This window comes from Thermus igniterrae ATCC 700962 (assembly GCF_000376265.1).
In the GTDB taxonomy this organism is placed as follows: Bacteria; Deinococcota; Deinococci; order Deinococcales; family Thermaceae; genus Thermus; species Thermus igniterrae.
Map to the genome: position 1 here is coordinate 34,737 of NZ_AQWU01000066.1, position 12,197 is coordinate 46,933.

At 68.0% G+C, this 12,197-nt stretch carries 14 protein-coding genes and 1 tRNA gene; 13 read left to right on the plus strand and 2 right to left on the minus strand.

Going from position 1 to position 12,197, the window contains the following annotated elements:
• Position 1 precedes the first annotated feature (1 nt).
• The 4 genes from B128_RS0107985 to B128_RS12310 all read left to right on the plus strand — a co-directional run bounded on the left by B128_RS0107985 (position 2) and on the right by B128_RS12310 (position 4,641).
• Positions 2-718, plus strand: coding sequence for a 2-phosphosulfolactate phosphatase (locus B128_RS0107985; protein WP_018111755.1), 717 nt, complete (start codon positions 2-4; stop codon positions 716-718).
• Entirely contained in the window at positions 706-1,410 is a 705-nt protein-coding gene (locus B128_RS0107990) for a WecB/TagA/CpsF family glycosyltransferase (RefSeq protein ID WP_018111756.1), read from the plus strand. Before B128_RS0107985 ends, B128_RS0107990 begins: the two co-directional genes overlap by 13 nt.
• A 9-nt stretch (positions 1,411-1,419) precedes the next feature.
• Positions 1,420-3,309: a tetratricopeptide repeat protein gene (locus B128_RS0107995; protein ID WP_018111757.1), complete on the plus strand. Its 1,890-nt coding sequence runs from the start codon at positions 1,420-1,422 to the stop codon at positions 3,307-3,309.
• 111 nt (positions 3,310-3,420) lie between these two features.
• A complete protein-coding gene (locus B128_RS12310) occupies positions 3,421-4,641 on the plus strand; it encodes a motility-associated ABC transporter substrate-binding family protein (protein ID WP_156822407.1) in 1,221 nt (406 codons plus the stop codon).
• 42 nt (positions 4,642-4,683) lie between these two features.
• On the opposite strand, the gene B128_RS0108005 is transcribed toward B128_RS12310, so the two are convergent.
• Together B128_RS0108005 and B128_RS0108010 are read right to left on the minus strand one after the other, a co-directional pair.
• Positions 4,684-4,759: transfer RNA gene (locus tag B128_RS0108005), tRNA-Ala, on the minus strand.
• A 37-nt stretch (positions 4,760-4,796) separates the two neighbouring features.
• Entirely contained in the window at positions 4,797-5,135 is a 339-nt protein-coding gene (locus tag B128_RS0108010; protein ID WP_018111759.1) for a hypothetical protein, read from the minus strand.
• 62 nt (positions 5,136-5,197) lie between these two features.
• On the opposite strand from B128_RS0108010, the gene B128_RS0108015 reads away from it, so the two are divergent.
• The 9 genes from B128_RS0108015 to nuoF all read left to right on the plus strand — a co-directional run bounded on the left by B128_RS0108015 (position 5,198) and on the right by nuoF (position 12,196).
• Entirely contained in the window at positions 5,198-5,830 is a 633-nt protein-coding gene (locus B128_RS0108015) for a Rad52/Rad22 family DNA repair protein (protein WP_018111760.1), read from the plus strand.
• Positions 5,827-6,573, plus strand: coding sequence for a metallophosphoesterase (locus B128_RS0108020; protein ID WP_018111761.1), 747 nt, complete (start codon positions 5,827-5,829; stop codon positions 6,571-6,573). The genes B128_RS0108015 and B128_RS0108020 overlap by 4 nt, the downstream gene beginning before the upstream one ends.
• Positions 6,566-7,384 carry a 16S rRNA (adenine(1518)-N(6)/adenine(1519)-N(6))-dimethyltransferase RsmA gene (rsmA, locus tag B128_RS0108025; RefSeq protein ID WP_018111762.1) on the plus strand — a complete coding sequence of 273 codons (819 nt, stop codon included), beginning with the start codon at positions 6,566-6,568 and terminating at the stop codon, positions 7,382-7,384. The genes B128_RS0108020 and rsmA overlap by 8 nt, the downstream gene beginning before the upstream one ends.
• A gap of 198 nt (positions 7,385-7,582) precedes the next feature.
• Positions 7,583-7,942 carry an NADH-quinone oxidoreductase subunit A gene (locus B128_RS0108030; protein ID WP_026175126.1) on the plus strand — a complete coding sequence of 120 codons (360 nt, stop codon included), beginning with the start codon at positions 7,583-7,585 and terminating at the stop codon, positions 7,940-7,942.
• Entirely contained in the window at positions 7,933-8,478 is a 546-nt protein-coding gene (locus tag B128_RS0108035; protein ID WP_015716518.1) for a NuoB/complex I 20 kDa subunit family protein, read from the plus strand. The genes B128_RS0108030 and B128_RS0108035 overlap by 10 nt, the downstream gene beginning before the upstream one ends.
• A 3-nt stretch (positions 8,479-8,481) precedes the next feature.
• Entirely contained in the window at positions 8,482-9,102 is a 621-nt protein-coding gene (locus tag B128_RS0108040) for an NADH-quinone oxidoreductase subunit C (RefSeq protein WP_018111764.1), read from the plus strand.
• Positions 9,099-10,319 (plus strand): NADH dehydrogenase (quinone) subunit D, encoded by a 1,221-nt coding sequence (gene nuoD, locus B128_RS0108045; protein ID WP_018111765.1) that lies wholly within the window; start codon positions 9,099-9,101, stop codon positions 10,317-10,319. Before B128_RS0108040 ends, nuoD begins: the two co-directional genes overlap by 4 nt.
• Before the next feature lie 21 nt (positions 10,320-10,340).
• On the plus strand, positions 10,341-10,886 hold the full coding sequence (gene nuoE / locus B128_RS0108050; protein ID WP_018111766.1) for an NADH-quinone oxidoreductase subunit NuoE: 546 nt from the start codon (positions 10,341-10,343) through the stop codon (positions 10,884-10,886).
• Complete coding sequence (gene nuoF / locus B128_RS0108055; RefSeq protein ID WP_018111767.1) at positions 10,883-12,196, plus strand: NADH-quinone oxidoreductase subunit NuoF; 1,314 nt, start codon at positions 10,883-10,885, stop codon at positions 12,194-12,196. Before nuoE ends, nuoF begins: the two co-directional genes overlap by 4 nt.
• The last annotated feature ends 1 nt before the right edge of the window (position 12,197 follow it).

A 12,197-nucleotide genomic window follows, 5' to 3' on the forward strand; every position in this document is an offset into this window, starting at 1 on the left:
GGTGTGCCGGGTTGACCTGTGCCTGACGCCGACCCAGGGCCCCCTGGTCCTGGTGGAGGTCCTGCCCGCAGGCAGCGTCCTGACCCTCCTTCTGGCCCAGGGGGCAGCCGAGGTCTGGGTGGCCCCCGGGCCCAAGGTGGCCCGCCTCCTGGCCGAGAGCCTGGGGAAGGAGGCCTTCCTCCTGGGCGAGGCCGAGGGCTTCCCCCCGGAAGGCTTCCACGGCCGCCTCTCCCTGGTGGACCTCGAGGGAGCCAGGGTGGAGGGGAAAAGGGCCGTCCTGGTGGCCCCCATCCTGAACGCAAGCCTCCTTCCCGGGGAAGAAGAGGTCTACCTCGCCAACCTGCGCAACGCCAAGGCCGCCCTTGAGCTCCTCCGGCCCCTACCCCAGCTCACCCTCCGCCCCGCCGGGGCCCCCAAGCCCCTCCTTTCGGCGGTGGTGGCGGCGGGTTTCCTGCAGAGGCGGCTCCAGCCCGAAGCCCCGCCCACCCTGACCACCGCCCTCCTCAAGGCCTTCCCCGACCCCCAGGAGGCCCTCTTCCAAAGCCCCGAGGGCCAGGCCCTGCACAAGGAGGGGCGCACGGAGGAGCTGGCCCGGGCCAGCCTCATCGGGGTGGACCCGGTGGTACCCAGGCTGGCGGAGGTACGCCTCTTCCCGCAACGGGAGTTCGGCCTGAGCCAGGACCGGTACGCCCAGAGGTTCGTGGCATGGAGCGCTTAGAAATCCTGGGGCTGCCCCTGGACCCGGTGGGCATGGAGGAGGCCCTTGCCCGGGTCCAGGGATTTCTGGAGGGGCCGGGCACCCACCAGGTGGTCACCCTGAATCCCGAAATCGTCGTCCGGGCCCAGGAGGACGAGGCCCTGAGGCGGGCCATCCTCGAGGCCGAGCTGGTCACCCCGGATGGGGTGGGCATCCTCTGGGCGGCCAAGCGGCTCCTGGGCCGGGAGCTTAAGGAGCGGGTCACCGGGGTGGACCTCACCCTAGCCCTTTTCCGGCGCTTCCCCGGCATCCGGGTCTACCTTCTGGGAGGGAAGCCCGGCGTAGCGGAGCGAGCAGCGGAAGAGGCCCAAAGGCTCGGGGCCCAGGTGGTGGGGGTGCACCACGGCTACTTCCAGGAGGAGGCCCCGGTGGTGGCCGACATCCGGGCCAAAGCCCCCGATCTCCTCCTGGTGGGCATGGGGGAGCGCCAGGAGACCTTCATCCACCGCCATAAGGCCCACCTGGGGGCCAGGGTGGCCATGGGCGTAGGGGGCACCCTGGACGTGCTGGCGGGGGAGGCTTGGCGTCCGCCCCTCTGGGCCCAGCGCCTGGGGGTGGAGTGGCTACTTAGGGTGGGGCTCGACCCCAAGCGCTGGAAACGGGCTCCCCGGCTTTTCCGCTTCGCCCACATGGTCCTCAGGGAAAGGCGCTAGAATGCGCCCATGAAGCGCGCTTCGGCCCTTTTCCTCCTCCTGGGGCTTGCCCTGGCCCAGGGCCTGGTCGTACCCTTTGAGGGCCCCCAGGGGTTCCGCCTGGCCCAGGCCTTCGCCGAGGGGCTGAAGGCCCCGCCCCCCCCCCTGCTGGCCCTGCTTTTGCCCGACCTGCCCTGGCGGGACAGCTACGACCTGGTGGGGGGGCTTTACACCCCGGCGGGGGCCCGCCTGGCCCTCTCGGCCACGGGGGCGGACTGGGTCCTCCTGGGACGGCAGGAGGAAGGGGGCCTGCGGCTCTTCCTGGCCCGGAAGGGGGGGGTCAAGGGAGGGCTCTTCGCCAGCCCGGCCCTGGCCTGGCTCTGGCTCCAGGGGGAGGGGCTGGCCCCCAGGTTCCGCCCCCTTCCCGAGCCCAAAGCCTCGGAGGAGGCCCTGCGGGCCCTGGCCCAGGGGGAAAGCCCCGACCCCCTGCACCAATCGGCCCTGGACCTGAAGGAAGGAAGGGGGGCAGGGCTTCTGGAGGGCATCCTTCCCAGGCGCCTCCTCCTCCTGTGGCAGGGTGAGCTTCCCCCCGCCTACCGCCTCTTCGCCCTCCTTTCCCAGGGCAGGCGGGAGGAGGCCTTGGCCCTAGCCGCCACCCTGCAGGAGGGCGACCTCCTGGAGCGCACCGCCAGCCACCTGGTCTACCGGGCCCTCGAGGACCCCCGCTGGCAGGCCTCGGCCCGCGCCCTGGCCCGGGCCTTCCCCGAGCTTCCCCTGGCCTGGGAGGAGGTGAGCTTCGCCGCCTTTGCGGAAGGAAAGGGGGAAGAGGCCAAGGAGGCCCTGCAGAAGGCCCTGGCCCTCCGGCCCGACCACTGGCTCTACTGGACCAACCTGGGCTGGGCCCTCTACCTCACCGGGGACCTTCCCCGGGCTCTTCTGGCCTCAAAAAGGGCGGTAGCCCTGCGGCCCAACGCCACCGCGTACTACAACCTGGGCCTCTTCCGGGCCATCTACGGGGACTTCCTGGGAGCCAAGGCCGCCTACGACCGGGCCCTGCGCCTGGACGAAGGGGAGGAGTTCCGGGAGGCCCTGAAGGACCTAAAGGAGCGGCAAGAGCCCCTGACCCGCTTCTTCCAGGCCTACCTGGCGGAGCGGGCCGGCCTTCCCGCCGCCGAGGGCTACCGGGCCTTCCTGGAAGCCCACCCCAAGCACCCCGCCGCCCCCATGGCCCGCCGGGCCCTAACCCGCCTGGACCAGGGGGAAGTGCGCCTGGCCCTCCTCCGGCTCAGCCTCATCCCCGGGGACCTGGACGCCAGACCCTTCCGCGCCCAGGAAGCGGTCTTCCCCGAGGTACGCCTGGAGGGGGTGCCCTACCTGCCCCAAGGGGCCCTGGAAACCCGGCTCTGGCGAGAGGGGAACCTGGTGGCCCAGGAGAAGAAACCCCTGGGCTTTCCCCCCCTTACCGCGGGCCTCGAGGCCGTGGCCCCCGCCGTGAGCCTGCCCGAGCCGGGGCGGTACACCCTGGAGGTCCGCTACGGCCAGGCCCAGGCCCTCCTTCCCCTGGAGGTGGGGCCGCCCAGCCTGGCCCGGCGCCTGTACGCCCTGGGCCTCGAGGCCAAGGACCTCTCCGACCGCCCCCTCCTCACCCCCAAGGAGGCCCTGGGGGAAAAGGGGGAGGAGCTCCTTCTGGAGAGGACGCGGCAGGCCCTCAAGGAAGCCGCCCCCCTGGCCACCGCCCCCCGCCTCACCGCCCCCCTGACCAAGGGGCTTTACCGTGGCAAAAGCGTGCGGGAGCTCCTGCAAAATCCCACCCTGGAGATGGTGCAGACATTCTTTCAGGCCGTCCTGGAGGCCCCGGAACTGCTGGCGGAAAACGACGTGGTCAACGCCCTGGTGAACTGGCTCCTTCAGGAGCCGTAACGCTGTAACGCCCGCGTAACGCCGGGGAGGGCCTATACTAACCCCGGTCTCATTAGACCGGATTGGAGGCGAATTCACATGGGTATTTCGGTGTATTGGCGTTTGGGTGTTTTGGCGTTGCTGGCCGCTTTGGGGGCGTGTTCCAGCCCCCAAGGGGTGGGCCCCAACATGGTGGTGCCGGGCCCCCGGGACGATGCCGGAGGCGACCCCGCCCAGGCCTGTGGGAGCGTGGCCAAGGCCCCCATGGGCCAAGTGGGGGAGATGACCGTGTGGAACAACGGGACCACCCTCTTCGTGCGGCTTGCCGCAACCGCCCCGTGGCAACTCACGGAAAGCCATGCCTATGCGGGCATCGCCGCCCCGGGAGGCTGGTGGAGCTTCCCTGCCCAGGCCGTCCACGACCCCTACGTGAACACCTTCACCTACGCCTTCCCCTTGGCCAACCTGGGCGTGAACCCAGGGGACACCCTAAAGGTGGCTGGCCACGCCTTCCTCCTCACCCCCAGCTACCGCTTCGCGGAAGGGAAGGCCCAGATGGAGTTCACGGTCCAGCGGTGCGAAAACGCCCCACCCCCTCCCGGCAAGGACATCGTAGTCTTCAACGACATCAACCCCTTTGACAACGAGAGCATGGCCAACCCCAACAACCAGCTCATGGTGCGCAACCTGGTGAACTACACCCACCCAGGCCCCCGCGGTACGGGGACCAAGGTCCTCTTTGACCGGGGGCGGAACTCGGTGTGCGGGGGGACCGGCGAATGCAGCGATGGCGAGCTGAGCACCATGCGCAGCGTCATCCAAGGGGAAGGGTTCACCATCCAGGAGCTGAACTCGACTCAAGGCTCTATCACCAGCTTGCCCGGCGATGTCAAGGTCATCTTCCTCTGGAACCCCACGGAAACCTTCGCCAACGGGGAGATCAACGTGCTGAAGCAGTTCGCCAGCGAAGGCGGGCGCGTGGTCTTCATCGGGGAATGGCAGGGCTACTACGACGCCATCACCCTGGAAAACGACTTCCTGGGCAAGATGGGCGCGGTGATGACCAACACCGGCCAGGCGGTGGACTGCGGCTACAACACCCTGCCCCAGGCCTCTTTGCGCCCGCACCAGATCACCCAGGGGATGACGAACGTGACCATCGCCTGCTCCTCGGTGCTGGTGCCAGGCCCCAACGACTACCCCCTTTACTACGACTCCACCAACACCAAGGTCCTCTCCGCCGTGGCCACCATAGACATCACGCCCCTGCCCCTCACGCAGGCCAGGCCGCTGCAGATGACCCCTCAGGCCATTCACCCAGGGCTTAACCCTCGGTCATCCACCGGCTACTGAGGAGGCAAAAGCCAACCTCCCGCCCTTAAGGCGGGAGGTTTTTGGTGGAGCCGACGGGACTCGAACCCGTGACCTCCTGAGTGCGATTCAGGCGCGCTCCCAGCTGCGCCACGGCCCCATGCGCCCTATATGGTAGCCGGGGGCTTGGGCCTTGTCTAGTCCCCTTCCCTAAGCCGCACCTCCACCCGGCCGCCCTTGTCCTTCACCGAAAGGGTGGCCTTGGCCTTGCCCTTGCGGTACTCCGCCTTCCACTCCGCCTTCTTTACCTCGTACTTGGTGCGCACCCAGCCCCGGCGGCGCAGGTCCTCGTCGTGGTAGCGGAAGACCGCCTCCGCCCGGGAGTAGCCGTAGACCACCAGAACCCCCTTGGGCTCCACCACCCGCTCCACCACCACCGCCTGGGGAAAGAGGTCCACCACCAGGGTGCCGGTGATGCGGACCTCGAGGGCCCAGGCCAGGCCCAAAAGGGGAAGGAACAGGATCCAGTTCCGCATGGGCCAAGCCTACCCTCCCGAGGGGGCTGGGAGGTGAGTTTTCGCTAAAGTACACTTAAAGGGTGGACGAAGTCTGGCGGAAACTTTCCGAGCCCTTTCCCCCAGGGGAGGTGCAGTGGCGCATAGAGGCCCTTTCCCGGGACAAAAAACGCGCCCTGGTGGTGCCCTACGTGGACGCCCGCACCGTCTTGGACCGGCTGGACCGGGTGGTGGGGCCCGAGGGATGGCACGATGCCTACGAGGTCCTGGCGGATGGGGAACGGGTGGTCCGGGACGAGCGGGGGGAAAGGCGGGAACGCCTGGTGGAGGTCAAGTGCCGCCTCACCCTCCTGGGCGTCACCAAGGAGGACGTAGGGGAGGGGGACTCCCTCAAGGCGGCCTTCTCCGACGCCCTGAAGCGGGCGGCGGTGAAGTTCGGCGTGGGGCGCTACCTCTACCGGTTGGAAAAGCAGTGGGTGGAGTACGACGCGGAAAAGAACCGCTTCACCCCACCCAAGCTGCCGGAGTCCGAGGAGGTCCTCGAGGAGGAGAAACCCGAGGCCCACCGCCTCATTGACCAGCTCCTGGAGCGGCTAAAGGAAAAGGGGCTAGGCCGGGAAGCGGCCAAAATCATTACCAAATACGGCGGCTACGGCAAGACCCCGGAGGAGACCCGGCGCCTCTATGGGGAACTCCGGGCCCTGTACAAGGGATGAGGGTCATCGCCATCGGGGACCTCCACGGGAACTTTGCCACCCTCTGGCGCATCCTGAAGGGCGAGGGGCTGGCCACGCCCGCCCTGGAACCCACGGAGGCCCTGGCCTCGGGTGAGACCCGGGTGGTGTTGCTCGGGGACCTGGTCCACCCCAAGACGCCCCGGGACTACGAACGCCTCACGGGGCTTTCCCCCTACGACCCCTCAGACCCCACCCACCTGCGCCTGGCGGCGGGGGCCCAGATCCGGGAGCTTTTCCGCCTGAAAGCCTTCCAGGAGAAAAGCCAGGGCCACCTCACCATCCTCCTGGGTAACCACGACGAGGCCGCCCTCAAGGGGGAACCCCTTCTGGGCAACCGCCACCTCAAGCACCTGGAGTTCCACCCCGAACACGGAGGGCGCTCCCTCCCCGAGGCCCTGCGGACCTGGATGGAGGGCTTCCCCCGGGAGCTTCTCCTCCACGGGGTGCACTTCGCCCACGTGGGGCCGGTGCCCTGGCTCCAGGAGTACGATGCCCTCTTTTACGCCCAAAGCGAGCCCAAGACCTGGTGGTTCCGCACCCCGGACTACGTGGAGCGCATGGGCTATCGCTTCGGAGTGTACGGCCACGTGCCCCTCAAGGAGGGGATTCTGCTCAAGGAACGCTTCGCCCTCATTGACGCCCTGGACCTGGGGGAGTACCTGGAGCTTTTTCCCTTGGAAGATCCCCTGGTGCCCCGGGTGAAACGCCTTTCCTATGCCTGAGCGCCTCACCTCCCCCAAGACGGTGCAAGAACTCCTGCGGCGCCACGGGCTTTGGGCCGACAGGCGCTTCGGGCAGAACTTCCTGGTCTCGGAGGCCCATCTGAGGCGGATCGTGGAGGCGGCCAAGCCCTTCCAGGGACCGGTCTACGAGGTGGGACCCGGGCTTGGCGTCCTCACCCGGGCCCTCCTCGAGGCGGGAGCCGAGGTCACGGCCATAGAAAAAGACCTGCGCCTGAGGCCGGTCCTGGAGGAGACCCTGGCCGGCCTCCCCGTGCGCCTCCTCTTCGCCGATGCCCTGGCCTTCCCCTGGGAGGAGGTACCCCCAGGAAGCCTCCTGGTGGCCAACCTTCCCTACAACATCGCCACCCCCCTGGTCACCCGGCTCCTAAAGACGGGCCGCTTCGCCCGCCTGGTCTTCCTGGTGCAGAAGGAGGTGGCCGAGCGCATGGTGGCCCCGCCCAAAACCCCCCAGTACGGGGTGCTCTCCCTGCGGGTGGCCCACCACGCGGAGGCGGAGCGGCTCTTTGACCTGCCCCCAGGGGCCTTCTTCCCACCCCCCAAGGTGTGGAGCAGCCTGGTGCGCCTGACGCCCAAGGGGGTGCCCGACGACTCCGGGCTCTTCCGCCTGGTGGAGGCGGCCTTCGGCCAGAGGCGCAAAACCCTGAAAAACGCCCTGGTGGGGGCAGGCTACCCCAGGGAAGGGGTGGAAGCCGCCCTTAAGGCCCTGGGCCTTCCCGAGCGGGTACGGGCGGAGGAGCTCAGCCTGGAGGCCTTCCGCTGCCTGCAAGGCCTCCTCCAACCCAGGCCCTAGGGGGACCCGGCAAACCTACACCGCGGTGTAGCTCTTTTTCTTACGATAAGCAGGGCACTTACACTGATTAGCCCCGGGGGTGGTGTAGCCCGCCCCTTTTGTCCCGAGGGTGGGGTGGTAAGATGGGCGGGAAATGAGGCGGGGTGGTGGGGGTGCTGGAGCCCCGCCTCGTGAAGAGATGCACGAAAGGAGGGGACCTTGGCGCCAATCGCGGAGTATGTGAACGTCCTGATCTACTTGGGGGTGGCCCTCTTCATCGGGGTGGCGGCCCTGGTGGTGGGGGCCATCCTGGGCCCCAAGAAGCCGGGCCGGGCCAAGCTCATGCCCTACGAGTCGGGCAACGACCCCGCCGGGGAGGTGCGGCGTTTTCCCGTGCACTTCTACGTGGTGGCCATGCTCTTCATTCTCTTTGACGTGGAGGTGGCCTTCCTCTGGCCCTATGCGGTGAGCGCAGGAGGGCTTGGCCTCTACGGCTTTCTGGGGGTGCTGGGCTTCACCCTCCTCCTCTTTGTGGGCTTCCTCTACGAGTGGTGGAAGGGGGTGATGCGGTGGCACTGAAGGACCTCTTTGAGCGGGACGTCCAGGAGCTGGAGCGGGAGGGCATCCTCTTCACCACCCTGGAGAAGCTGGTGGCCTGGGGGCGTTCCAACTCCCTCTGGCCCGCCACCTTCGGCCTGGCCTGCTGCGCCATTGAGATGATGGCCTCCACCGACGCCAGAAACGACCTGGCCCGCTTCGGGAGCGAGGTCTTCCGGGCAAGCCCCCGCCAGGCGGACGTGATGATCGTGGCGGGCCGGCTTTCCAAGAAGATGGCCCCTGTCATGCGGCGGGTCTGGGAGCAGATGCCCGACCCCAAGTGGGTGATCTCCATGGGGGCCTGCGCCAGCTCAGGGGGGATGTTCAACAACTACGCCATCGTGCAGAACGTGGACTCGGTGGTGCCGGTGGACGTGTACGTGCCCGGCTGCCCCCCGCGCCCCGAGGCCCTCATCTATGCGGTGATGCAGCTACAGAAAAAGGTGCGGGGCCAGGCGGTCAACGAGCGGGGCGAGAGGCTTCCCCCCGTGGCCGCCTGGAAGCGCGCCAGGGGGTGAGGTATGCGGCTCAATAGGGTGCTGGAAGAAGCCCGGGCCAAGGGCTACACCATAGAGGATAACGGCCTCGGCAACCTCTGGGTGGTGATGCCCCGGGAGGCCTTCAAGGAGGAGATGGTCCACTACAAGGCCCTGGGCTTTAACTACCTGGCGGACATCGTGGGCCTGGACTACCTGGAGTACCCGGACCCCCGGCCCGAGCGCTTCAGCGTGGTCTATGAGCTGGTCTCCCTGCCGGGGTGGCAGGACGGGGACGGAAGCCGCTTCTTCGTCCGGGTCTATGTGCCCGAGAAGGACCCCCGCCTGCCCACGGTCACCGACCTCTGGGGGAGCGCCAACTTCCTGGAGCGGGAGGTCTACGACATGTTCGGCATCGTATTTGAAGGGCACCCCGACCTGCGGAAGATCCTCACCCCGGAGGACCTCGAGGGCCACCCCCTGCGCAAGGACTTCCCCCTGGGGGAGACCCCCACCCTCTTCCGCGAGGGGCGCTTCATCGTGCCCAGCGAGTTCCGGGCCTCCCTTACCGGGAAGAACCCCGGCCTCACCCTATACCGGGGCGGTAGCCGCAAGGGGTACCGGGCCCTTTGGGCCGATCTCATGAAGGCCAAGGAGGTCAAATGAAGGACTACCTGGACCTGGACCCAAGGGTGGCGGAGGAGCCCAGGGAGCTCCGCACCGAGGTCATGACCCTGAACGTGGGGCCGCAACACCCCTCCACCCACGGGGTCTTGCGGGTGGTGGTCACCCTCTCGGGCGAGGAGGTGCTGGACCTCGTCCCCCACATCGGCTATCTCCACACGGGCTTTGAGAAGAACATGGAGTTCCGGACGTATACGCAGGTGATCACGTATACGCCCCGGATGGACTACCTCCACTCCTTCGCCCACGACCTGGCCTACGCCCTGGCGGTGGAGCGGCTGGTGGGGGCGGTGGTGCCTCCCAGGGCGGAGACCATCCGCATCCTCCTCAACGAGCTCTCCCGCCTGGCCAGCCACCTGGTCTTCCTGGGCACCGGGCTTCTGGACCTGGGGGCCCTCACCCCCTTCTTCTACGCCTTCCGGGAGCGAGAGGCCATCCTGGACCTCTTTGAGTGGGTGACGGGCCAGCGCTTCCACCACAACTACATCCGCATCGGGGGGGTGAAGGAGGACCTGCCGGAGGAGTTCGTTCCCGAGTTGAAGAAGCTCCTGGAGGTGCTCCCCCACCGCATTGACGAGTACGAGGCCCTCTTCGCGGAAAGCCCCATCTTCCACGAGCGGGCCCGGGGGGTGGGGGTCATCCCCCCGGAGGTGGCCATCCACCTGGGGCTTACCGGGGGGTCCCTGCGGGCCAGCGGGGTGAACTACGATGTGCGCAAGGCCTACCCCTACGGCGGGTACGAGACCTACCAGTTTGACGTGCCCCTGGGGGAGCACGGGGACGTGTTTGACCGGATGATCGTCCGCATCCGGGAGATGCGGGAGTCGGTGAAGATCATAAGGCAGGCCCTGGAGCGGCTGGAGCCCGGCCCGGTGCGCGACCCCAACCCCCAGATCACCCCGCCTCCCCGCCACCTCCTGGAGACCTCCATGGAGGCGGTCATCTACCACTTCAAGCACTACACCGAGGGCTTCCACCCCCCCAAGGGGGAGGTCTACGTGCCCACGGAAAGCGCCCGCGGGGAGCTGGGCTACTACATCGTCTCCGACGGGGGAAGCATGCCCTACCGGGTCAAGGTGCGGGCCCCCAGCTTCGTCAACCTGCAAAGCCTCCCCTACGCCTGCAAGGGAGAGCAGGTGCCGGACATGGTGGCCATCATCGCCAGCCTGGACCCGGTGATGGGGGACGTGGACCGCTGAGAGGCCGCTTGAGGAGGGAAGATGGGGTTTTTTGACGACAAGCAGGACTTCCTGGAAGAGACCTTCGCCAAATACCCGCCCGAGGGGCGCCGGGCCGCCATCATGCCCCTGTTGCGGCGGGTGCAGCAGGAAGAAGGCTGGATCAGGCCTGAGCGGGTGGAGGAGATCGCCAGGCTCACCGGCACCACGGCCACCGAGGTCCTGGGGGTGGCAAGTTTTTACAGCTACTACCAGTTCGTGCCCACGGGAAAGTACCACCTCCAGGTCTGCGCCACCCTGAGCTGCAAGCTGGCCGGGGCGGAGGAGCTTTGGGACTACCTCACGGAGGAGCTGGGCATCGCCCCCGGGGAGGTGACCCCGGACGGGCTTTTCAGCGTGCAGAAGGTGGAGTGCCTGGGGTCCTGCCACACCGCCCCTGTGGTGCAGGTGAACGACGAACCCTATGTGGAATGCGTGACCCGGGCGAGGCTTGAGGCGCTTCTGGAGGGCCTTAAGGCGGGCAAGCGCATCGAGGAGATCGAGCTCCCCGGCAAATGCGGGCACCACGTGCACGAGGTGGAAGTATGACGGGGCCCATCGTTTCCGGACACGACCCCCGGTTCGTCCGCACCCTCTACGCCCACGTGGGCCAGGAGGGGAGCTGGACGCTGGACTACTACCTGCGCCACGGGGGGTACGAGACGGCCAAACGGGTGCTGAAGGAGAAGACCCCTGAGGAGGTCATAGAGGAGGTCAAGCGCTCGGGGCTCCGGGGTCGGGGCGGGGCGGGCTTCCCCACCGGGCTCAAGTGGAGCTTCATGCCCAAGGACGGGCAGCAGCACTACCTCATCTGCAACGCGGACGAGTCCGAGCCCGGAAGCTTCAAGGACCGCTACATCCTGGAGGACGTCCCCCACCTCCTCATTGAGGGGATGATCCTGGCCGGGTACGCCATCCGGGCCACCATCGGCTACATCTACGTGCGGGGCGAGTACCGGCGGGCGGCGGACCGCCTCGAGGCCGCCATCCGCGAGGCCCGCGCCCGGGGCTACCTGGGGAAGAACCTCTTCGGCACGGACTTCTCCTTTGACCTCCACGTGCACCGGGGGGCCGGGGCCTACATCTGCGGGGAGGAGACCGCCCTCATGAACTCCCTGGAGGGCCTCCGGGCCAACCCCCGGCTCAAGCCCCCCTTCCCCGCCCAGTCCGGGCTCTGGGGCAAGCCCACCACCATCAACAACGTGGAGACCCTGGCCGCGGTGGTGCCCATCCTGGAACGGGGGGCGGACTGGTTCGCCCAGATGGGCACCGACCAGTCCAAGGGGATGAAGCTTTACCAGGTCTCGGGCCCCGTGCGGCGCCCCGGGGTCTACGAGCTCCCCATGGGCACCACCTTCCGCGAGCTCCTCTACGACTGGGCGGGAGGCCCCCTGGAGCCCATCCAGGCCATCATTCCCGGGGGTTCCTCCACCCCTCCCCTGCCCTTCACCGAGGAGGTCCTGGACACCCCCATGAGCTACGAGCACCTGCAGGCCCAGGGCTCCATGCTGGGCACCGGAGGCGTGATCCTCATCCCGGAGAGGGTAAGCATGGTGGACGCCATGTGGAACGTGACCCGCTTCTACGCCCACGAGTCCTGCGGCAAGTGCACCCCCTGCCGGGAGGGGGTGGCGGGGTTCATGGTGAACCTCTTCGCCAAGATCGGCTCGGGCCAGGGGGAGGAAGGGGACGTGGAGACCCTGGAGGCCCTCCTGCCCCTCATTGAGGGCCGTAGCTTCTGCCCCCTGGCAGACGCCGCGGTCTGGCCGGTGAAGGGTTCTCTGAAGCACTTCAAGGCGCAGTACCTGAGCCTGGCGCGGGAAAAGCAGCCCGTACCCAGGCCGAGCCTATGGAGGTGAA

Bases quoted from the DNA above. Each gene is read 5' to 3' on its own strand.
- B128_RS0107990 (WP_018111756.1), top strand. From the start codon at position 706: ATGGAGCGCTTAGAAATCCTGGGGCTGCCCCTGGACCCGGTGGGCATG.
- B128_RS0107995 (WP_018111757.1), top strand. From the start codon at position 1,420: ATGAAGCGCGCTTCGGCCCTTTTCCTCCTCCTGGGGCTTGCCCTGGCC.
- B128_RS0108010 (WP_018111759.1), bottom strand. From the start codon at position 5,135: ATGCGGAACTGGATCCTGTTCCTTCCCCTTTTGGGCCTGGCCTGGGCC.
- B128_RS0108020 (WP_018111761.1), top strand. From the start codon at position 5,827: ATGAGGGTCATCGCCATCGGGGACCTCCACGGGAACTTTGCCACCCTC.
- rsmA (WP_018111762.1), top strand. From the start codon at position 6,566: ATGCCTGAGCGCCTCACCTCCCCCAAGACGGTGCAAGAACTCCTGCGG.
- B128_RS0108040 (WP_018111764.1), top strand. From the start codon at position 8,482: ATGCGGCTCAATAGGGTGCTGGAAGAAGCCCGGGCCAAGGGCTACACC.
- nuoD (WP_018111765.1), top strand. From the start codon at position 9,099: ATGAAGGACTACCTGGACCTGGACCCAAGGGTGGCGGAGGAGCCCAGG.
- nuoE (WP_018111766.1), top strand. From the start codon at position 10,341: ATGGGGTTTTTTGACGACAAGCAGGACTTCCTGGAAGAGACCTTCGCC.
- nuoF (WP_018111767.1), top strand. From the start codon at position 10,883: ATGACGGGGCCCATCGTTTCCGGACACGACCCCCGGTTCGTCCGCACC.